The 21,419-nt window shown below is 46.3% G+C and carries 20 protein-coding genes; 7 read left to right on the top strand and 13 right to left on the bottom strand.

Translation table 11 applies throughout. The annotated features are described in order from the left end of the window. The first annotated feature begins 12 nt into the window (after positions 1 to 12). Both ACZ5KY_RS14110 and ACZ5KY_RS14115 read left to right on the top strand, forming a co-directional pair. Complete coding sequence (locus tag ACZ5KY_RS14110; protein ID WP_464244533.1) at positions 13 to 399, top strand: hypothetical protein; 387 nt, start codon at positions 13 to 15, stop codon at positions 397 to 399. After that, positions 400 to 1,338 carry a diguanylate cyclase gene (locus tag ACZ5KY_RS14115; RefSeq protein WP_464244534.1) on the top strand — a complete coding sequence of 313 codons (939 nt, stop codon included), beginning with the start codon at positions 400 to 402 and terminating at the stop codon, positions 1,336 to 1,338. A gap of 303 nt (positions 1,339 to 1,641) precedes the next feature. Here the strand turns inward: ACZ5KY_RS14115 and ACZ5KY_RS14120 are convergent, their stop codons facing one another. The 4 genes from ACZ5KY_RS14120 to ACZ5KY_RS14135 all read right to left on the bottom strand — a co-directional run bounded on the left by ACZ5KY_RS14120 (position 1,642) and on the right by ACZ5KY_RS14135 (position 3,956). After that, on the bottom strand, positions 1,642 to 1,845 hold the full coding sequence (locus tag ACZ5KY_RS14120; protein ID WP_464244535.1) for a hypothetical protein: 204 nt from the start codon (positions 1,843 to 1,845) through the stop codon (positions 1,642 to 1,644). Positions 1,846 to 1,921: 76 nt separating this feature from the next. After that, positions 1,922 to 2,179, bottom strand: coding sequence for a hypothetical protein (locus tag ACZ5KY_RS14125; protein ID WP_464244536.1), 258 nt, complete (start codon positions 2,177 to 2,179; stop codon positions 1,922 to 1,924). Next, positions 2,172 to 3,101, bottom strand: a complete 930-nt coding sequence (locus ACZ5KY_RS14130) for a PstC family ABC transporter permease (protein ID WP_464244537.1) — start codon at positions 3,099 to 3,101, stop codon at positions 2,172 to 2,174. The genes ACZ5KY_RS14125 and ACZ5KY_RS14130 overlap by 8 nt, the downstream gene beginning before the upstream one ends. A 21-nt stretch (positions 3,102 to 3,122) precedes the next feature. Beyond that, entirely contained in the window at positions 3,123 to 3,956 is an 834-nt protein-coding gene (locus tag ACZ5KY_RS14135) for a phosphate ABC transporter substrate-binding protein (RefSeq protein ID WP_464244539.1), read from the bottom strand. A gap of 261 nt (positions 3,957 to 4,217) precedes the next feature. Between ACZ5KY_RS14135 and ACZ5KY_RS14140 the strand changes: the two genes are divergently transcribed. After that, entirely contained in the window at positions 4,218 to 5,396 is a 1,179-nt protein-coding gene (locus ACZ5KY_RS14140; RefSeq protein WP_464244540.1) for an FprA family A-type flavoprotein, read from the top strand. Between the two features lie 46 nt (positions 5,397 to 5,442). On the opposite strand, the gene ACZ5KY_RS14145 is transcribed toward ACZ5KY_RS14140, so the two are convergent. Next, a complete protein-coding gene (locus ACZ5KY_RS14145; protein ID WP_464244541.1) occupies positions 5,443 to 5,634 on the bottom strand; it encodes a YwbE family protein in 192 nt (63 codons plus the stop codon). A 260-nt stretch (positions 5,635 to 5,894) separates the two neighbouring features. Between ACZ5KY_RS14145 and ACZ5KY_RS14150 the strand changes: the two genes are divergently transcribed. Beyond that, positions 5,895 to 6,707 carry a carbonic anhydrase gene (locus tag ACZ5KY_RS14150; RefSeq protein ID WP_464244542.1) on the top strand — a complete coding sequence of 271 codons (813 nt, stop codon included), beginning with the start codon at positions 5,895 to 5,897 and terminating at the stop codon, positions 6,705 to 6,707. Positions 6,708 to 6,810: 103 nt separating this feature from the next. On the opposite strand, the gene ACZ5KY_RS14155 is transcribed toward ACZ5KY_RS14150, so the two are convergent. The 4 genes from ACZ5KY_RS14155 to ACZ5KY_RS14170 all read right to left on the bottom strand — a co-directional run bounded on the left by ACZ5KY_RS14155 (position 6,811) and on the right by ACZ5KY_RS14170 (position 12,633). Next, positions 6,811 to 7,248 (bottom strand): tetratricopeptide repeat protein, encoded by a 438-nt coding sequence (locus ACZ5KY_RS14155; RefSeq protein ID WP_464244543.1) that lies wholly within the window; start codon positions 7,246 to 7,248, stop codon positions 6,811 to 6,813. Between the two features lie 122 nt (positions 7,249 to 7,370). Beyond that, the gene (locus tag ACZ5KY_RS14160) at positions 7,371 to 10,031 is read right to left on the bottom strand and encodes a valine--tRNA ligase (protein WP_464244544.1); all 2,661 of its coding nucleotides are present in this window, start codon (positions 10,029 to 10,031) and stop codon (positions 7,371 to 7,373) included. A gap of 152 nt (positions 10,032 to 10,183) precedes the next feature. Beyond that, the gene (locus ACZ5KY_RS14165; protein WP_464244545.1) at positions 10,184 to 11,398 is read right to left on the bottom strand and encodes a response regulator; all 1,215 of its coding nucleotides are present in this window, start codon (positions 11,396 to 11,398) and stop codon (positions 10,184 to 10,186) included. Between the two features lie 185 nt (positions 11,399 to 11,583). Further along, a complete protein-coding gene (locus ACZ5KY_RS14170) occupies positions 11,584 to 12,633 on the bottom strand; it encodes a deoxyguanosinetriphosphate triphosphohydrolase (protein WP_464244546.1) in 1,050 nt (349 codons plus the stop codon). Positions 12,634 to 12,822: 189 nt separating this feature from the next. Here ACZ5KY_RS14170 and ACZ5KY_RS14175 point away from each other — a divergent pair, with 189 nt between their 5' ends. Beyond that, entirely contained in the window at positions 12,823 to 13,248 is a 426-nt protein-coding gene (locus tag ACZ5KY_RS14175; protein WP_464244547.1) for a Ros/MucR family transcriptional regulator, read from the top strand. Between the two features lie 63 nt (positions 13,249 to 13,311). Here ACZ5KY_RS14175 and ACZ5KY_RS14180 read toward each other — a convergent pair whose 3' ends face one another. From ACZ5KY_RS14180 to secA, 4 genes are all read right to left on the bottom strand, one after another. After that, a complete protein-coding gene (locus ACZ5KY_RS14180) occupies positions 13,312 to 13,701 on the bottom strand; it encodes a DUF2914 domain-containing protein (protein ID WP_464244548.1) in 390 nt (129 codons plus the stop codon). A gap of 57 nt (positions 13,702 to 13,758) precedes the next feature. Continuing rightward, entirely contained in the window at positions 13,759 to 14,934 is a 1,176-nt protein-coding gene (locus ACZ5KY_RS14185) for a phosphopentomutase (RefSeq protein WP_464244549.1), read from the bottom strand. A gap of 66 nt (positions 14,935 to 15,000) precedes the next feature. Further along, on the bottom strand, positions 15,001 to 16,209 hold the full coding sequence (gene argJ / locus ACZ5KY_RS14190; protein ID WP_464244675.1) for a bifunctional glutamate N-acetyltransferase/amino-acid acetyltransferase ArgJ: 1,209 nt from the start codon (positions 16,207 to 16,209) through the stop codon (positions 15,001 to 15,003). Positions 16,210 to 16,232: 23 nt separating this feature from the next. Then, positions 16,233 to 18,917, bottom strand: coding sequence for a preprotein translocase subunit SecA (gene secA / locus ACZ5KY_RS14195; protein ID WP_464244550.1), 2,685 nt, complete (start codon positions 18,915 to 18,917; stop codon positions 16,233 to 16,235). Between the two features lie 248 nt (positions 18,918 to 19,165). Between secA and ACZ5KY_RS14200 the strand changes: the two genes are divergently transcribed. Together ACZ5KY_RS14200 and ACZ5KY_RS14205 are read left to right on the top strand one after the other, a co-directional pair. Then, entirely contained in the window at positions 19,166 to 20,806 is a 1,641-nt protein-coding gene (locus tag ACZ5KY_RS14200; protein ID WP_464244551.1) for a hypothetical protein, read from the top strand. Continuing rightward, the gene (locus tag ACZ5KY_RS14205; RefSeq protein WP_464244552.1) at positions 20,803 to 21,408 is read left to right on the top strand and encodes an acyloxyacyl hydrolase; all 606 of its coding nucleotides are present in this window, start codon (positions 20,803 to 20,805) and stop codon (positions 21,406 to 21,408) included. The genes ACZ5KY_RS14200 and ACZ5KY_RS14205 overlap by 4 nt, the downstream gene beginning before the upstream one ends. Positions 21,409 to 21,419 lie beyond the last annotated feature (11 nt).

Here is a 21,419-nt window from a genome sequence, read left to right on the forward strand (position 1 = left end):
AGCCATGTTCCGGTGATCGCAATTACCGCATTTACGTCAAAAGATATCCACCACAACTGTTTAGAGAAGGGTTTTAGTGGCTTTGTCGAAAAACCCTTTACCACCATCGCATTGTTAAAGGCTCTCGCAGACCAACTTAATTTTAAGGTACATCACCAGACAAATACAACGCCCCCTCATGATCACTCCCAGTGGACGGCTCCACCACCAGAGACATTAAATGCCCTCATCGCCCTCACTCAAGATGGTGATGTGGACGCTCTCATAGAGCACGCAACAACCCTTTCCACAATTGAAGCGGGTAAATATCGATTATTTGCCGAGAACATTTTAGATCTTGCGGAAGATTTAGAACTACAGGAAATAGAAAAAATTTTATTTTGCTACATAAAGGACTAAATGATGAATATAGATGTGGCCAAAATCTTGATCGTCGATGATCAACCTGCAAACTTAAAGGTGTTGCTTTTCTTTTTGAAGCAAAACAATTTTAAGGTGCACATTGCCGAGAATGGTGCGCGAGCCTTGCAAGCACTAAAAAATCACCAACCAGACCTCATTCTGCTTGATGTAATGATGCCTGGTATGGATGGATTCGAAACCTGTCGTCGCATTAAATCATCTCCTGAAACGGCCTCAATCCCTATTATATTTATGACCGCCTTAGACAGCATTGATGACAAGGTCACGGGCTTTAACGCTGGCGGTGTTGATTACATCACCAAACCGTTTCAGCAGATCGAAGTTCTCGCTCGAATTACCACTCATAATGTTTTACGTAAACAAAAACAACAGCTAGAAAAGGTGCAGCGAGAACTTATTGCCCAAAAAAAACTACTGGAGGAGATCTCCATCACCGATGATCTTACTGGATTACATAACCGTCGCTATTTAAACAACGTGTTGGAGCATGAATTTCAGTGTAGTGCCCGGCATAATAGCGAACTAACCTGCTTACTTTTTGACCTTGACCACTTTAAGCAAGTCAATGATAACTATGGTCATGAATTTGGCGATAATGTCTTACGTGCATTTGCCAGTATTCTCAAAACATCTCTACGCAAAGCCGATTTTGCTTTCCGTTTTGGTGGTGAAGAGTTCTTGATCTTACTACCACTCACGAATCTAAAAGGAGCTCAACAGGCTGCGGAAAAAATTAGGTTACACACCGAGGCCACCAACAACATTGGAATTGATCTATCAATCACAGTAAGTGTCGGACTTTCCTCAGTGAAAGATCATGCGGTAAAAAGTTGTGATGACCTGATCAATTTTGCCGACTGCGCCCTCTACAGAGCAAAAGATAATGGCCGTAATCAGGTGATTGTTTACAGTTGAGAACGACTTCAACACCATCAGTTTTCAATGTGTTCTGACTCCTCAACCTCTTTATGTCCGTGCATAAATTCTGGAATGTTTTTCATGCTTTGGATTTGGCTAAACACCAAAACCCAATGATATGACCCTAAGTGGAAAGGATCGAATGTTTCTACCGTTTCATAGCCAGCCGTCATCAATAAAATCAAGCCGCTCAAAAGGTTAAGGTACGGCTCTGTGTAATATCTCTTAGCATATAGCCGACCCTTCAATACAACAGTTATTAACTCAAACCATCCTTGAAATACTCTTCTCGGCAGGACTCTAAGGCCGTTCGGCGATCGCCACCCCACCAATGACTCGCTGGAGAATACTGCTGCGAAAAGTTAACCCCAAACACATGAAAACGATCTGCTGTGGTGTAAGCACTAACGACGGAGCTACAAAAGATAAGGTGGTGCGCCAACGGTTATCCCTTTTTTCAGTGAAGGCTCTTACCTCATCTACCAATGTGAAGCGTGCCATCATGAAATGAAGATCTCTACGCCAGCCCTTGTCACGACACAGTTTGGTTCAACCGTCATGTCTCTGTTACTAATCATACTCATTGTCTGGAACAGATCAATGTTGCCAGAGCAATCACCGAAAAGGTTCCAACACAGGCGGGCCAGAGTGCATCCCATACTCTCATTTGACCAAAGATTGCGGGCCAGACCGGCGTATCACCAAAGAACAGTTGCAGATTCACACTTGGCAAACCGTAATACAAAAGAAATGCGATAAAGCCAGCGACAACGGCAACCAGTACGATGACGGACAACCATACCCAACTCAGCAGGAGAAACCGGGTGCCCTTACCCATTGTCGGTACCTGTAACAAACCGTGCCCTGAGACGGTTGAGCGTGATGTTAACGGCCGCAGTGGTGATAAATAAAATGACACCACTGGCAAACAGGGAATGATACAGGGAGCTTTGGCTATCCGTTGCCACCACTAAAGCAATATGTGCCGTTAACGTTCGAATCGAATCAAACGCTGAATCGGGAAATTGAGCGGCATTTCCAGCTACCATCAGAGCAATGAGGGTATCGCCAACAGCGCGGCCAAAGCCCAGTACCGCCGCAGCAAAGAGACTATAGGATGCCGCTGGTAGTGTGATATGAAACAGTTCATCGACACGGGAGATTCCCAATGTCGTTGCCGTTAAGCGCAGCGCTGGGGTGATTTGTTGGAGATGGCTGTGAATCAGCAATACAATGGTCGGCACAATGAGAACGCTGAGAGTGAGTACCGCCGCTAGGAGCGAAAACCCTGAACCTGCCACAAAGGCATTGCGCAAGAATGGAACCAACACAAACGCGGCAACAAAACCGTAAATAACTGTTGGGATTCCGGTCATGAAATGGATGATAAGTAACACAAACCGACCAAGTTTTTTAGGGCCAAGGCCATGGATAAACAGGCAAATACCTAGGCCTAAAGGATATGCCATCACCAGCGCACACAGAGCCAAGGCAACGGAACCTGCCACCATCGGCAGAATGCCAAACTCACCATGAAAGGGGCGCCAATGTGTTGAAAACAACTCGACCGCTTTCCCTTCAAGAAAAAGCGGCAGAGTAAAATACAATAAAAAGCCAAACAGCACGCACACCACTAAAGCCGAGATGACCGCTGCGAACAACAACAGCCACTCAACCCAAGTGAAATCACGATCAAACGGCACAAAGTGGCTCAACCATTCGCGTAGATGGTGCCAACGTTTATTCAGTATTTGTATCAACCTGCTCTGTCCTGACGTTATTTAATGCAGGGAAATATAACCGTGGCGTTGAATACTGGCAGCACTCTCGGCACCTAAAACATAGGTGATAAAGGCTTGCACTAACGGCAAGGGTTGCCCTTTGGTATTCATGTAGAGTTTACGTAACACCGCATAGGAACCATTAATTGCATTCTCTTGCGTGGCCGCAACGCCATTGAATAACGGTGCGTTTACCGAGCCATCAATATGACCGATGCTCACGTAGCCAATGGCGTTTTCATCGCGTGAGATCGCAACTTTCATCGCTCCGTTTGAGGGAACAATATTGGCGTGTTCAGCAACAAGCCCCTTATTGAGACAATTTTTCCAAAATACTGCTCGCGTGCCACTCGCTTCATCACGGCTATAGATATGGATCGAGCCATTGGCCCCGCCAAGCTGCTGCCAATTGGTAATTTCACCTGAAAAGATATCTTGGATCTGAGTGCTGGTTAAATCTACAAGTGGGTTTCTCGGATGAATAACCACAGCGACGCCATCTACTGCAAATGGAAAGGCGACAAGATCGGTGTATTTTTCCAGTTCTTTTTGGCTCACGGGACGACCGGTATTACCAATATCAACCAAGCCTTCCCCAACCTTTTGTACTCCAACACCCGAACCACCACCAGCGACAGTGATGACAATCTGTGAATTGCGAGTCATAATTTGCCGTGCCGCATCTTGCATCACGGGCAAATGAGCCGTCCCACCAGCAATACTCATCTCACCGTGTAGATGATCAAAAACTGCCAACTCATCAGCATAGCTACTACTACACAGCAATAAAACGAACACCACAGCAACACCAGCATATTTCACTAAAACGTTCATAGTCTCCCCTTAAAAACAGATAACAGATAAGTCGTTAATTTTGTGAAGATAAAACAAACAGGCAGGGAGATCCAATAGATAGTCCCAATAGCAAAAACCACTTTCATCTGATTTTTTGATATCCGCGAGAGTATTTGTTCCTTCCGTGGTTAATTCAATGATGAAGGTTAAGCCGCCGTTACTCGCATCGCTTGACAATAGCACCGCCAATGGCAGACTTAACTTACGCTTATCAGAGCGTATTAACCACTGGAGGTGACAATGAAAGCTCGGCAAATATGTACGGATGTTTACTGGATGGGAGCAATTGACTGGAATCGTCAACTGTTTGATGCGCTCATTCCGCTACCTGATGGCACTAGCTATAATGCGTATCTTGTTCGCGGATCGGAGAAAACGGTATTAATCGATACCGTCGATCCTGCTATGTTTGATTTTCTTCAGCAACAACTACAGGACGTCCCTCACCTTGATTACATCGTCGCCCAGCACGCCGAGCAAGATCACTCCGGTGCGCTCCCTTTTGTGCTGGATAAGTATCCCAACGCCAAGGTGCTGTGTTCAAGCAAAGCCAAACCATTTCTTCTTGACCTTCTTGAAATAGATGAAGAAAAAATTATCACTGTCGATGACGGTGAAACGCTCTGTCTCGGCAACAAGACACTGCGCTTTGTTTATACACCGTGGGTCCATTGGCCCGAAACGATGGTCACCCACTTGGTTGAGGATCGCATCCTATTTTCCTGTGATTTTTTCGGATCACATTGGGCCACGTCAGATCTTTTTGCTGGCGACGACCCACGTATCTGTGAGGCGGCAAAACGTTACTATGCCGAGATCATGATGCCGTTTAGGACAACAATTAAAAAGAATCTTCAAAAAGTTCGCCAGCTTGAAATTGATTTTATTGCGCCCAGCCACGGCCCGATTTTCAACAACCCTGAGTGCATCCTCAGCTCCTATGAAGAGTGGACATCAGATCGTGTATCCAACACAGTAGTCATCCCCTACATCTCCATGCATGGCAGTACCGAAGCCATGGTGAACTACCTCGTTGCCCAGTTGGCCAAAGACAATATTTGCGTTCAACCTTTTGAACTGACATCGACCGACATTGGTAAATTAGCCATCTCACTGGTCGATGCAGCGACCATAATCATTGCGACACCAACGGTCAATCTTGGCCCCCACCCAAATGTGGTTTATGCCACTCATTTAGCCAATGTGTTACGTCCGAAATTAAAATATGCGGCAATCATTGGCTCTTATGGTTGGGCAACAAAAGTGGTCGAACAGCTTTCTGGCATGATCTCCAACCTAAAGGTTGAGGTGCTCGGCACAGTGCTATGCAAAGGGGTACCACGAAAGGATACCTATATTGAGCTGGATGGTCTGATTGAACAGATTCGTCAACGGCATGCGTTATTAGAAAAAGAGTAGAGGGAGAGCGATGCCAGCCAATGACTCAATTGGCTGGCATCACTTCCTATAGGATCTCTTTGACGCGGCCAACATCACCACTTTCGAGGCGAACTTTGATCCCATGGGTATGGACCGCTGCTTTTGTCAAAAGATCTTTCACAACGCCTGTAGTAAGTTTCCCCGAACGTTGATCGCATTTTAATACAATATTCACCCGTAAGCCGCTGCGAATATTTTCTCGTCGTGTTCCGTTCATCTTCACCTCTTTTAAAAAATTAAATGTTTTATGTAAACAAAAACGATTGCTGTTAATCGAGCACTAGGCACTCTTTTTGCTGATACCCCGTTGAAGACCTGATGTCTCTCCAAAAGGCACAATTGAGGGGGATTCCCCCCGATTCACCCACCCTTCAACGCAACTGGGGGAAACATTAAGGATTCAAGGGGTAAAAGTACAATGATTTTTCTTTCACGTGAAAGAAACTCTATTAAATGAAACATTAAGGAGAACGAAGCATGACTGTTAAAAAAATTATGTTGGCGATCGCATTGACTGGTTTGGCAGCAGCAGCATGGGCGAGCGACCATGCCCCCACCCACACACCAGTGCATCACGAAACACTCGCCACACCAACGTGTAAACCAACACCTGATCAAACAATCCAACTGCTACAAAAAGGAAACAAGCGTTTTGTTACAGGGGAAACCACCCATCCTCATTCAAACTCAGCGCGCTTGATTCAAGCGGGTCAAGAAAACCAAGGCGATCATGCGTATGCAACAGTGATCACCTGTTCAGATTCACGTGTACCTGTCGAGAGAATTTTTGATGCTGGCATTATGGACATTTTTGTCATTCGTGTGGCTGGAAATGTCGTCGATGTCGATGAAGCCGGCTCAATTGAATATGGTCTTGCACATGTCAACACCCCGGTACTGATCGTTCTCGGCCACACCCAGTGTGGTGCGGTCACAGCGGTAACTCAAGGGCTCACCGGCCACGGACATCCCCTTGAGCGCAATATCCCTGCTCTGGTTGACAACATTGTACCAGCGGTAAAAAGAGTGATGGCTCAGTACCCTGGTGCCGCAGGACATGACATCATCCGTTTTAGTATTGAAGAGAATATTTGGCAGGGGATTGAAGATCTGTTCATGATCAGCCCCTCCACTCGCGGCCTCGTCAATTCGGGCAAAGTGAAAGTTGTTGGCGCCATGTATAATGTTAGTACTGGTAAAGTTAAATGGCTACCTGAGCAAAAAACCATCGACATTCTGCATAGCGTTGAACAAGACCCACAACGGGCGATGGAAGCGATGGCGAACTAAGTTACAAAGTTAGATACTAACTGAAACAAATAACGGGAGCCGCAATGCGGCTCCCGTTATTTATTATCAATCAATTGCTGTTCGAAGACAATTAAAACAGCGATCAGCGTATGCCAAAACGACTCGATAGCTTGCCAACGATACGGTTAAGTGAATGATCTCTCGGTAAAGAAGAAAAGACTGGAGGCTTACGAGGATCAAATTTTTTCAGCTCAGCCATCAATTGAGGATTCTTACCCAACTTAATGCCTCGGCGAAAGATCGGCAACGCATTGCCCCGCTTTCCAGCGAGGATATAAATACGACCTAAATTGAGATAGTGATCGGCATTGGCAGGTTCGTCTCGTAACGCCTCATTGCATAAACGAATGGCAGCCGCATATTCACGCTTAACCATCGCTCGGCAATACGCTAAATAGGAACAGACCATTGGACTACACTGCTGTTCATCGGCCTGTTCTAACAACATTAAGGCTTCGATAAAGCTATTTTTCTCGAGAGCTTCGAGGGCGTTTCGTAGTAGATCAGATTGCGTACTCATAACGTCCCCCTTCCCTCGTTTAATCAGTTTTTGAGCCTTGCTCTTATTTCAATTAAAACAAAAAAAGCAGGTATATTCAACAATATACCTGCTTTTCCCAAATCATCATATTCAATCAATGTTTATTTCAGTGCTGAAATCTTTTCTAAGCTCGCCTGCAACACCAACAATTTATCCTGAGCTGCAGCCAACTTACCACGATCTTTTTCCAAAACTGCCGCCGGCGCGTTGGCAACAAACTTCTCGTTCGAAAGTTTCTTGCTAAACATGGCAACATCTTTTGCCACTTTAGCGATCTCTTTTGCCAGGCGCTTTTCCTCCTCCTCGACATTAATAAGACCGGCTAAAGGTAGCAAGATTTCGACATCACCAGAAACTTGTTTCGCCACTTGCTCTGGTTGCTCTAGACCAACACCGCAAGTAAAGTCCTCAATGCGTGCCAATGAACTGATATAGGCTTGCCCTTGGCTAATTACCGCGGCACATGCCTGTGTTTTACAATCAAACAATGCAGTGATTTTTTTCGCTGGGGTCACATCCATCTCACCGCGAATATTACGGATAGAACGGATCACCTCCATCACTTGCTCCATGTCAGCCGTAGCTTGCGTATCGGCCAGCAAGCCATCACCCTGTGGGTAGCTACTGAGCATGATGGATGCCACAGGTCGCGTACCGGGCAGTGTTTGCCAGATCTCTTCAGTAATAAATGGCGTGACGGGATGAAGCAAACGCAACAAGCGCTCTAACACGGTATAGACAACTGTTTGCGCGCTAAGTTTCGCAGCGGCATCATCACCGTACAGAGCGCCCTTAATCAACTCAATATACCAATCGCAGAACTCATGCCAAGTGAACGCGTAAAGGATGTTTGCCACCTCATTGTAGCGGTACTCTTCCAAGGCTTTGTTAGTTTCAACTTCCACCGCAGCAAGGCGAGTTAAAATCCAACGATCCGCCATCGATAAGTTTAGCTCATCCCATTTAGGATTTTCGACGGGCTCAAAGCCTTCGAGGTTCATCATGGCAAAACGACTGGCATTCCACAATTTATTACAGAAGTTACGATAACCTCCAATGCGCTCCGTCGAAAGTTTCACATCGCGGCCTTGTGCAGCAAAGGCGGTGAGAGTAAAACGGAAAGCATCGGTACCGTACTCTTCAATCACAGTAAGGGGGTCGATAACATTACCCTTACTCTTACTCATTTTTTGACCTTGAGCATCACGAACGAGGGCGTGGATATAAACATCCTTAAACGGCACTTCATCCATAAACTTGAGGCCCATCATCATCATGCGCGCGACCCAGAAAAATAGGATATCAAATCCGGTTACCAGGCAAGATGTGGGGTAAAACTTTTTTAGTGCTTCTGTGTTTTCTGGCCAGCCCATGGTTGAAAAAGGCCATAACCCTGATGAAAACCACGTATCAAGGACATCGGTCTCTTGATGAAGGTTGGTGCTCTGACATTTATGGCAGCAGGTGGCATCTTCACGGGAAACGGTGATCTCACCGCAATCATCACAGAACCAAGCAGGGATACGATGGCCCCACCAGATCTGACGACTGATACACCAATCTTGAATGTTGTTCATCCACTCATAGTAGGTTTTTTCCCACTGTTGAGGAATAATGCGAGTTTGTCCTGTCTCAACCGCCTTGATCGCTTCTTTAGCGAGCGGTTTAACATCAACATACCACTGTAGGCTCATATACGGCTCAATGACCGTTTTACAACGATAGCACTCACCAACAGAGTTGAGGTGGTCATCGGTTTTTTCAAGTAAGCCTTGCGCGTCAAGATCAGCAACAATCTTAGTTCGAGCCTCGTAGCGATCCAGCCCTTGATAGTCGCCACCGTTTTCATTGACAACACCTGATTCATCGAGAATATTGATGTTTTCGAGATTGTGCCGCTTACCCATGTCAAAATCGTTAAAATCGTGCGCTGGAGTAATTTTAACCGCACCGCTACCGAACTCTTTATCGACATAATCATCAGCAATGATGGGGATCTCACGACCAGTAAGGGGGAGAATCACCATCTTACCAATCAGATCTGCATAGCGCTCATCTTCGGGATGAACAGCAACGGCGGTATCACCGAGCATGGTTTCCGGACGCGTTGTCGCAACAACAAGGACTTGGTCGCTGCCCTTAACGGGGTAGCGCAGATGCCATAAGTTGCCTTTTTTGTCATCGTGCTCAACTTCAAGATCAGAGAGAGCCGTATGACAGCGCGGACACCAGTTGATTAGGCGGTTAGCACGGTAAATTAGTCCATCTTCGTACAACTTAACGAACACTTCACGCACTGCGCTACTCAGGCCATCATCCATGGTAAAACGCTCACGCTGCCAATCACACGAAGCACCAAGACGTTTCAACTGGTTGATAATCTGGCCACCCGATTCTTCACGCCATTGCCATACCCGCTCAACAAAAGCATCGCGACCGATTTCGTGACGATCTTTACCTTCACTGGCCAATTGCTTTTCAACAACGTTCTGTGTGGCAATTCCAGCATGGTCAGTTCCAGGCATCCACAACACTTCATGGCCCGTCATCCGCTTCCAACGCGCCATAATATCTTGCATGGTATTATTTAAGGCGTGGCCCATGTGCAACACACCAGTAACGTTTGGTGGTGGAATGACAATAGAATACCCAGGTTTATCAGAGGTTTCATCGGCGTGGAAATAGCCTTTTTCCTCCCATGTTTGATACCATTTTGTTTCAAACTCGTGTGGCTCGTAGCCTTTTGCCAGTTCGTCTGCCATGATGCTGTCATTCCTTCAAGGAGAGCTATGCCTGCGGCGTAAATCTCCACATTAGATTCAGTGTTTTGGGTGTAATACAACTCTATTTTTAACACGAAAAAAGGGGATTTTAGCAATCCCCTTTTTATCCGTCAATACTATGTCTTCGAATGTTACGCGTCGGGCTTAATTTTAGCCATCTCGTCGCGGACCAGGCTCTCCGCAAGATCGGGAACAACCTCCCAAACAACCTGCTCAAGTATTGGTGCGGCAAGACGTTCAATAACGGCCCCAGCAACACGTTCAACAATTTCAGTTAATTGCTCATCACTCAGGAACGCAACCCGCTTTTCAACACGCTCAGAAGTTGCACCGTAAGCACCCTCTTCAGCAATATCAGATTCCTTAAGGTCAATAATACCATCTTGCGTCACCGCTTCAACCTCTGACACAACAGGGACTTCAAAGCCACCAATCGGTGTGGGCTCAATGACAAGGTCGTCTACAGTAGCTTCAACAACAGCGGACTCAACAAAAGAAGGTTCTTCAGGTGATGTATTATCAAATGAAAACGACTCAGCAGGAGCTGCAACGTTTTCCGCAACAGGTGACAGCGTCTCTTTAGGGGTAAAGCTAAAGTCTTCCAGCGGTGGCAAATCAACAAAAGTAGGTTCTGTAACAGAAAAAGAATCTTCATCGGGAGCAGGAGTCTCTTCGACGATCGGAGCAAGTTCCGCTTCGACGATCGGAGCAAGTTCCGCTTCGGCAAACGGATCAACCAAACGGTCACTGAATGTTTCGACTGCCACTTCAGGCTCGACAACAGGTTCGTCAACTTCAAAGTTGAACGGAGCTAACTCTTCAGTTGCAAAGGAAACACTTTCAACTTCTGCTACAGGTTCGAAAGATGGTGCGGGCTCGGTAGCCGCTTGAGATGCGACGACCTCCTCAAGAGCTTGAAGAATATCTTGATCGCCAAGATTTTGCGACGGTGAGGCTTGCCACTCTTCGGCAACAGGGACGTGCGCCAAAAGTTCTTCAACTTTATCAACCAACACCTGAGAACTAAAGGGTTTAACAATCCAATCATTGGCACCAACGGCGCGTGATTTCGCCTCATCAAACGGCTCAAATGTGCCAGCAAGGAGTAAAACGGGGACATCCTTTAACGCCTCATTATTACGAACGGCTTCACACAGTTCATAACCATTAAGCCCAGGCATAAAGACATCGGCCAGAATCAAATCAGGAGACTCATTGATCGCCATCTGGATGGCCTCATCACCATTACTTGCAACAGTGAGTATATAATCCTTATCAGAAAGTGTAATTTCAATGACCTTTTGAATGGTTACACTGTCGTCTGCTAGCAACAACCTTCTACTCATTCATGCCTCCTAAGCCCTATTGACGCCGTGGCTAAATAAAATACAACTTGGTTAACAACCCCAAGACCTGTTTATGATGCAATTTGGAAACAAAAACGATATTCTTCCCAACCTTGTACCGCTCTCATTTATAAGCTCAAAAAGCTAACATACACCTTCTATGGTGTCAAGTAAACCAGCCCTCATTACAGTGTTGCCCAAGGCCTTGGCAGAAAGATATCGCAATACAGCTTCATCGCGTAACGGTCCGTCATTCCAGCGAGAAAATCAGCAACCCAAACTTCGGCAGAATCCTGTTCCAGACACAGCGCATTATAGCCTTGTAGGCGCTCAGGTTGTTCCATAAAATAACCATAGAGTTCTTGCAATACTCGCCCCGCTTTTTCAAAGTCATTATGGACCCCGGGCACACGATAAACGTGGCTGAACAACCAATCACGCAATTCCGTAATCATTGCCAAGGTCTGATCAGACAACGCGATCTCGATGCGACCACCTCGACTTGAGGTCACGATTAAATCCCAGACCATCATATTGATCCGTTGGGCGTGACTGTGTCCAAGTTGATCTAAAAAATGAGCTGGAATATTTTCAACAGCAACAACACCAGCACGAATGGCATCATCAAGGTCATGATTCACATAGGCAATAATATCAGCAAACCGGACAATTTGCCCCTCAAGTGTTTTGGCTTTTGCACTGCCTTCACGTACATCAACTGGCCCAGAACCTTTCGAATGATGCAAAATACCATCACGAACTTCACCGGTTAGATTTAAACCTTGCCCCTCTTTTTCGAGGAGGTCAACCACGCGCAAACTTTGCCTGACGTGGTGAAAACCTTTTGGTAACAAGGTATTCAACATCCGTTCACCGGCATGGCCAAAAGGGGTATGACCCAAATCGTGACCAAGAGTGATCGCTTCAGTTAAATCCTCATTTAACAACAATGCTCGAGCGACAGTGCGGGCGATTTGTGAAACTTCGAGGGTGTGAGTGAGACGAGTTCGATAATGATCGCCTTCAGGGGAGAGAAACACTTGAGTTTTATGCTTTAATCGCCGAAACGATTTACTGTGTAAAATCCGATCTCGATCATGCTGAAAACATGTTCTGAGAAGGCAAGGCTCTTCTTCGACCAATCGCCCCATACTGTTGGAGCTCAAACAGGCGTAGGGTGAAAGTGTATCTTTTTCTCTTTGTTCAATGACAGATCGGATATTTATATCGTACATTGGATCAGGGCCTCTCTAATCTTAATAATTAAAGACAATACCACTATTCAGTACCATTCGAATACTAACAAATAAGGCTTATTTAGTCCTCTATTCGACAATATAATCTTTTTTACTTACTTTTCTTTAAATAGTATCGTATTAGTTCTTAAGAAAACTTCGATAAGACATATTTTAAAGGATAAACACATGTCAAAAATTCTAGAGATGGCTGTTGGTATTGTATCCGCACATGCTTCGACAACGGCGATGACCAAAGAGGAGCTCGTTAGCGAACTGACCGAAATTCATGCCGCACTTAAAAAGATAGAGTGCAACGATACGCTGGCTGAAGAGGGGCAAACAGAACAACAACCTGTGATTTCGTTAAAAAAGGCGTTTGGAAAAGATAAGGTGACCTGCATGATTTGCGGCAAAGCGATGACTACACTTGGCCGTCATATCCGCTTGGTTCACAAAATCACCCCTGCTGAATACCGCAACCAGTTTGATATCCCCCGGACACAACCGTTAGCGGCTAAAGCGTATTCTGAAAAGCGTAAGCAAATGGCCGTTGAGCGTGGACTGGGTGAGAAACTCGCCAAAGCCCGTGCAGATAAAAGAAACGCAAAATAAACAACAACGGTGCAATCTTGCCTCAGCGCTGGTTGCACCTTAAAATCTGATGATCTCGTTTCGCTAAAAGATTGAGAACGGGATAATCAATAACGTCTGCCCTTCATTATTGAGCACCTCAACTCGCCAAGCCCCTTTCCATTGCGGCAGCACCCTTTTGGACGACCACGTACGCCAATTTAAGGAATTAACGGGCAAACGAACGCGAGTCAACTCTTTATCTTCACAATACCATACATGAGTGACCCAAGTATCTTCGGTGGCACCCGTTATACGGGTAAAGCAATAAAGCTTATCCACATCGGCAGGAACCGTATTCAGTGAATCAATGGGGGCTCGTTTTACAATTTGAGTTGTAATACTGGCATCTTCAACCTCAAGGGCATGTACTGAAGATACAAAGATTAAACTAACGAGTAGCACCAATCGAACAATTCTACTTAAAGCCATCATGACCCCCTCTTTCAATATTTACCTTAAACACGGATACTGAGCTAGTGAACTCATTATTTATGCACAAGAAACCAATTGCGGCAAAAAGCTCTCACCAACTTCATTAGGCAAATCAAAATTTTGCGCTAATGTTGCAGCGATATCACTAAATGAATGACGTGTCCCCAAAGTTTTACCAGCAACCTGACATGGAGACCAAGCAAGTAGTGGCACATACTCACGGCTATGGTCTGTTCCCGGCATCGTCGGATCACAGCCATGATCTGCAGTAATCAACAATAGATCATCATCATTGAATTGCTGCATAAAGTTCTCAAGCCACGGATCAAACTCTTCCAACGCCCGTGCAAAGCCAGCAACATCGCATCGATGCCCAAAGAGCATATCATAATCGATCAGGTTAGCAAAAACCAATCCGCGTTCAACACTATGCAGCGCGGTTGTAATCTTTGCCATACCATCACGATTATTCTCGGTGAGGTAATGATAGCTAATCCCGCGACTGCAAAAAATATCATCGATTTTACCAACAGCAGCCACAGTAAGTTTAGCGTCAACTAGGCGATCAAGTATATTGATTGGCGGTTGAAGGGAAAAATCATGCCGGCGAGAAGTACGAACAAAATCATCGGCTTGAGTGCCGATAAAGGGACGAGCAATAACACGAGCCACGCGATGAGATGTCAACACTTCACGCATTGCACGACACATTTGATACAAATTTTCAGGTAGGATAATGTTTTCATGCGCGGCAATTTGAAATACCGAATCGGCACTGGTGTACACAATAGGCCGGCCAGTCTGAAGATGTTCCTCTCCATACTTCACCAACGCATCGGTACCACTGATAGCAACATTACCTAGCGGTTCACATCCCGCGATACGGCTAAATGCGGCGATAATCTCTGCGGGGAAGCCATTTGGGTAGGTTGAAAAAGGTTGGCGTTGTTCGGCCCCCGCAATCTCCCAGTGGCCTGTTGTGCTATCCTTGCCAACAGAGCATTCAGCCATCCGTCCCCATGCAGCTAATGGTGCTGAGCTGCGCATGACTCCATCCATCGACACAATATTACCAAGGCCAAGGCGTTGTAGAGTCGGCAGCACTACGCCTCCAACTTCTTGTGCCACGTGAGATAGGGTGTTAGAACCTACATCACCGTACTCGTCGGCATCGGGTAAAGCTCCACAGCCAACACCATCTAACACAATGAGCACCACACGTTTAAATATCATGATTCAATCTATTCGGTGAGCAATTCAAAACAATACAAGTCCTTACCCCATGCAAAACATACGCAATTACGTGCGATAATCAGCGTTGATTTTCACATACTCATACGTCAAATCGGAGGTGTAGTAATCGGCGCAACCTTGTCCGAGGTTCAAATTGATACGTACCGAAAATTCTGCTTGCGTTAACACCTTTGTCGCCAACTCTTCTTGTTGCGCGCCAGTCGTTATGCCTTCTGCAACCACCTGAATATCGTCAAAGAAAATATCAATTTTATTTGGATCAACATCAACATCAGCATAGCCAACAGCTGCGATAATCCGCCCCCAATTAGCATCCTCGCCAAAGAATGCTGTTTTTACCAAACTTGATGTCGCTACGCTGCGGGCAGCTATCTTCGCTTGCGCCGAATCGGTTGCACCCGTTAGTTGAATCTGCACCAACTTAGTCGCCCCCTCACCGTCACTGACAATCATTTTCGCTAAATCGAGCAGCACTTCGTCTAAGGCTGTTTGAAACTGTTGCGCCTCACTGCTTCCCACAGCAACCATCTCGTTCTCGGCTGCGCCGTTGGCTAAAATCAGCACCATATCGTTGGTTGAGGTGTCGCCGTCGACCGTAATTGAGTTAAACGAGTCATCCACTGCGTGTGTCAATGCGGGTTGCAACAATGCGGGATCGATCGAGATATCGGTCATGACGAAACCAAGCATGGTCGCCATGTTAGGATGAATCATCCCAGCGCCCTTAGCAACACCAAGGATCTGACACGATTGTCCACCGACAACAATCGTCCGTTGCGACGTCTTAGAAAAACCATCCGTTGTCATGATCGCTTCGGCAACCGCTACAGCTTGATCAGCCGAAAGAGCAGAGCACAATGCGGGAACAGCTGCGGTCAAACGTTCAACAGGCAAAGGAACACCAATCACCCCTGTTGAAGCCAAGGCAATTAGTCCTTCATCAATCTGCAATTCGGTCGCTAACACTGCTGAACTTTGCTGGGCATGCTCAAGACCCGCTGCACCAGTACAGGCATTCGCATTACCACTATTAATCAATACCGCTTGGCAGAGTCCCGCTGCAATCCGTGGCTTACTGACGATTAATGGTGCCGCAATCACTTTATTTTTAGTAAACACACCTGCGCATGCCGCTGGTATGTTGGAACGTATCAGAGCACAATCATTGCGGCCACTGTATTTAATACCAGCTTCAGCGGCGGAAAAAGTGAACCCTTTCACGTCAAGTATGGGTGTGGTTGTTGGAGTAGTCATCATCTATTCCCCTAGCTACTGGCTTACTGGCCGCAGCATTTCTTATATTTTTTACCGCTACCACAAGGGCAAGCGTCGTTACGACCAACCTTGTCTTCATCACGAGTTACAGGTTTCGCCGGTTGATCTGCCTGATCACTACGATTGGTAATGATTTTACGTTTTTTCTGTTCCTCTTCCATCCGCTCTACATCATCGTCCTTAACCAGTTGGATCATAAACAACTTCTGTAGAACCTCTTGACGGATGCGCCCCATCATCTGCATAAACAGACTATAGGCTTCGCGCTTATATTCTTCTTTGGGGTTTTTCTGCGCGTAACCACGTAAACCAATACCCTCTTTAAGGTGGTCAATTGACAGCAGATGATCTTTCCATTGGCTATCAATCACTTGTAACAACAGAACGGTCATCAGATGTTCAAGCACCTCAGGGGTAAACTCAGCCTCTTTCTCTAGAAGTCGACCAAACGCTTGCTTCTTAAGCTGCTCATCAAGCATCTCAGTGTCACCCTTGGACACGACATCGGGAAGGCTTGGCTCAAAATTAAACTGTGATGCGTAATCAACAACAAGGCTGGTCATATTCCAATCGGCCGGTGCTGTTTTTTCAGGGCAGAAGGTGGCGACAATATCTTCCACCATCTCTTCAATAATCGCATTATAGGTGCCGCGAATATTTTCCCCCGCCAATACCTCTCGGCGCTGTTCATAGATCACTTCACGCTGGCGGTTCATAACATCATCGTACTCGATCAAATGCTTACGAATATCGAAGTTATGTCCCTCAACCTTCTTTTGTGCATTTTCAATCGCTCGTGAGATAATCCCGTGCTCAATGGGCTCATTTTCAGGAATTTTGAGCTTTTCCATAATGAAAGCCACACGGTGACTACCAAAGATGCGCAACAGATCATCTTCAAGACTCATATAAAAACGACTCGCACCAGGATCACCCTGACGACCCGCACGACCACGCAGCTGATTATCGATACGACGCGACTCATGGCGCTCCGTGCCGAGAATATACAAGCCACCTGCAGCAATAACCTTCTTTTTCTCTGCGGCACACTCGTTAGTGAACTCTTCGAGTAACGCTGGATAACGCTCATCATCAACATCACCATTCACTGCTGCCTTAGCGAGCATCTCAGCGTTACCACCGAGAACAATATCCGTTCCACGACCCGCCATATTGGTGGCGATGGTAACAGAACCGCTACGACCCGCTTGCGAGATAATCTCTGCTTCTTGCTCATGATGCTTGGCATTCAACACATGGTGCGGCACACCCGTTTTTTTCAGTTGTAGCGCCAATCGTTCCGAGTTTTCGATGGAGATAGTACCCACCAGAACAGGCTGCCCTTCAGCATGGCTATGACGAATATCTTCAATAACCGCGTTGAACTTCTCCTGCTCACTTTTATAGATCACATCAGATTGATCTTCACGCTTGCTGGGCTGGTTTGTTGGAATCACCACCACGTCGAGCTTGTAGATTTCTGCAAATTCAGCGGCTTCAGTATCAGCCGTACCTGTCATCCCCGACAACTTGTCATACATACGGAAATAATTTTGGAAGGTAATGGTGGCTAGGGTTTGATTCTCGCTTTCAATTTTCACCCCCTCTTTGGCTTCTACCGCTTGATGGAGACCATCACTCCAACGACGACCTGGCATTAAACGGCCAGTGAATTCATCAACAATCATCACCTCGCCCTCTTTCACCACATAATCCACCTCATTCCTAAATAAGGCGTGGGCTTTTAAGGCCTGATTGACGTGGTGTAGCACTTCAATATGACGAGGATCATAAAGGTTCTCAATATCAAGAATCTTTTCGACGGAAGTGACACCCTCTTCAGTCAGTGACGCTGACTTTGCTTTTTCATCGACCGTATAATCACCGGTAAACTCACGAGAGCTTTGGCCGATTTTTCCATCGCGGTGCTCAATCATCTCCCCTTTTTTCAAGCGTGGGATGATCGCATTGACACGATAGTAAAGGTCACTAGATGCCTCACTTGGCCCTGAAATAATCAAAGGAGTCCGAGCTTCATCAATCAGAATCGAGTCAACCTCATCGACGATGGCAAAGTTCAATTCACGTTGAACATACTCACTCAACTCAAATTTCATGTTATCGCGCAGGTAATCGAAACCAAACTCGTTGTTCGTACCGTAGGTAATATCAGCTTGGTAGGCCGCACTGCGCTCTTCGTCGGTAATCCCATGGATAATGCAGCCGATGGAAAGCCCTAAAAAGCGGTGAACCTTACCCATCCATTCCGAGTCACGACTGGCGAGATAATCGTTAACGGTAATAACGTGAACCCCTTTGCCGCTCAGAGCGTTTAAGTAGGTTGCAAGGGTTGCCACCAACGTTTTACCTTCACCCGTTTTCATCTCAGCAATTTTGCCAGCATTCAACACCATGCCACCAATCAACTGCACATCAAAATGGCGCATTCCTAACACCCGCCATGCGGCTTCACGCACCACAGCAAAGGCTTCAGGCAATAAATCGTCGAGGCTCTCACCATCGGTGTAACGCTGTTTAAACTCATCTGTTTTGGCTTGCAATGCCGCATCATCAAGAGCTTTAGTTTGCTCCTCTAGCTCGTTGATTATGACGACCATTTTTCCCAGTCGTTTGAGTTCACGATCGTTTTGGCTACCAAAGATTTTCTTAGATATGGAACGGATCATCAAGATTCTCCGATTTAAAGTAATGAGTTTCATATTGACCATGTTGATCTTAGCCTGTAGCGAAGAACAACAAAAAGAATAAAAACGATTAAAATGACCAGAAAATTTACCACACTCCTTGCATGGCGACAACGTCAATTTTATTGTAAACAATCTAACGAAAGGCTAACATTCTAGAGTCGGTACATTGTTACACTTTATCTGTTCATCTGACCCGGTGGATTCAGCGGTCTTTAAGAGGAGTTTCTATGTCATCGTGTTCCATTTGGTCATCGCTACCGCGTACAGCGGTTAACACTATTGCCACACTATGCTTATTGCTCCCCATCGGCTGCACAACAGCCTCACCTCACTGGAATATTATTCCCGAAAATGACATAAGTTGTGTCGAGCTGTGGCGCGATATGGAACAAAGCCTTTCAAACAACGATATTTACGATGTCGCCAGTGCACGAATTGGCGGTTATCCCTTTCTACGCAGCAATCGTTTTTATGCCGCGGCTGCGTCTCAATTTGAGCACCCCGAGCAACAACGGCAAATTGTCCACCAGTTACAGCAACTTGACCTTGAGGGCCGCTATCGCGAGCTGAACCGCTTGCCGAGTTCTGAACAGCAACGTCTTAGCCAGCGATGGGCAGGCTCTGCTTCACTCGGGGCATTAAAAGCAAAAATCTCTCGCTGTTCATCAACTTTTTTGCGCCAAACATTTAACCACGAAAACTTTTATCAACCGTTGACCCAAGCACTTGCTATTGACGATGATTATTCCTCATGGCAACGAACCGTTGGCGTCTATCCATTGGCATCGTGGTTAGTCCGTTCATCAGCACATCGCGCTCACCTTAAGATACAACAAAGAGTTAAAGCGTACGATCCCACACAACAAACACAAAGCAGTATCATCTACAGTCCGCAAGTGCGCAGACCGCTATCCCATAAAGCGATGAGAGCTATTTTAAAATCAACACGCGACAACTGGATCAGCACCTCGCTACTCAGTTCAGCAGACACACAACGGATTGCTCACAGTTGGGCGCCATCTCTTCGCCAACTTATTGATCCTGAAAATGGTACCAACAACTTAATTGGTCGTGTCCGTCGTGACAACGGCACCATCAGTGTCGATACCCAGCAGCCAACCGTTTATTACTACACCTCACACACTCTGTTACAAGGGCAACCAACCGTTCAAATCAACTATGTGTTTTGGTATGCCAGTAATCAGAGCAAAAAAATACAATGGTGGGCGCGTGGCAACCTGGATGGATTCACTCTGCGCTACACCTTGACCAGAACGGGCGAGCTAGCGATGATTGATCTCATCAAAAACTGTGGTTGCTACCACGGATTTATCCCCAACGACGCGCTGTTTGACACTGAGAACCTCAAACAGACTGAGCGTCGTGCTCAAATCTTACAACACCTGCCACAACACGAGGAACGACAGCGACTAGAGGTTGTCCTTTCCGACAGCCATCAGATTCTGCACGTATCAGCTGCGGATAAAAACATTCCAGTCCAGAAACCCTACCTGCTTCGTCCCTACAATGAACTTGAACAACTTGGCGATGATGAGGGCCACACCAGCAGTCTATTCAACGCTCAGGGAATCGTTCCTAACACCACCCGCGCAGAAGCAGTCATGCTTTATTCAATGGGGATAAAATCTGTTGGCAGCATGCGACAGCGAGGTCACCAGCCCATCACTCTCATTGGCCGTGATCACTTTGATAATCCACTTCTGTTCGATCAAACATTTCACTATTTACAGCCACCAACCAGAGCGGACCGTTACTTACGCCGTAGCAGCAGCGGACTGTCAAAGCGAGTGAATAGCCTCAAGCAACTGACGCAGCAACCCTCTCCGGGAAAGAGGCTGTTACCATGAGGGCCAATTTCATCAGCACAAAGTTCAGAATAATTGTGGCGATTGTCACCCTCTGTACCCTAACCAGCACTGTGCTTTATGCACAAGTTGATGGACACAGTGAAGGGAAGCCACCATTGGTACCAACACGCTATGCTCTGGCGATTAACGGCGGCCACTCTTACTCACCCACAAATGAGATTCAATTTGTTCAAGGTGCGGCAATGGCTCTATTTGATTACGACAAAGTCTGGCCACACAGCGCGCCAAACCCGCTACGCTTTAAAATTGAGACAGCTGTTGGCATGGCAAACACGCCACATGGTCGCGCTCTGGTGTCAATTAACATGCTCGCCCTCTACTTCATCGATCCGCTCACCACCTCGACCCTACGACCCTATATTGAAGCAGGGATCGGTGGAATCTACAGCGACTACCAAGTTGAGGGTCAAGGATCACGGCTCAACTTCAATCCCCAAATAGGGTTCGGAAGTGAAATCACTTGTAATGATGGGCCACCGTGGTTCATCGCCTGCCGCTTACATCATGTTTCCAATGGTGGACTTGATGATGACAACCGTGGTATTAACTCCGGACTCATGCAAATTGGACGATTCTTTTAATCCAAACCTCA

Source organism: Desulfuromonas svalbardensis (assembly GCF_055389415.1).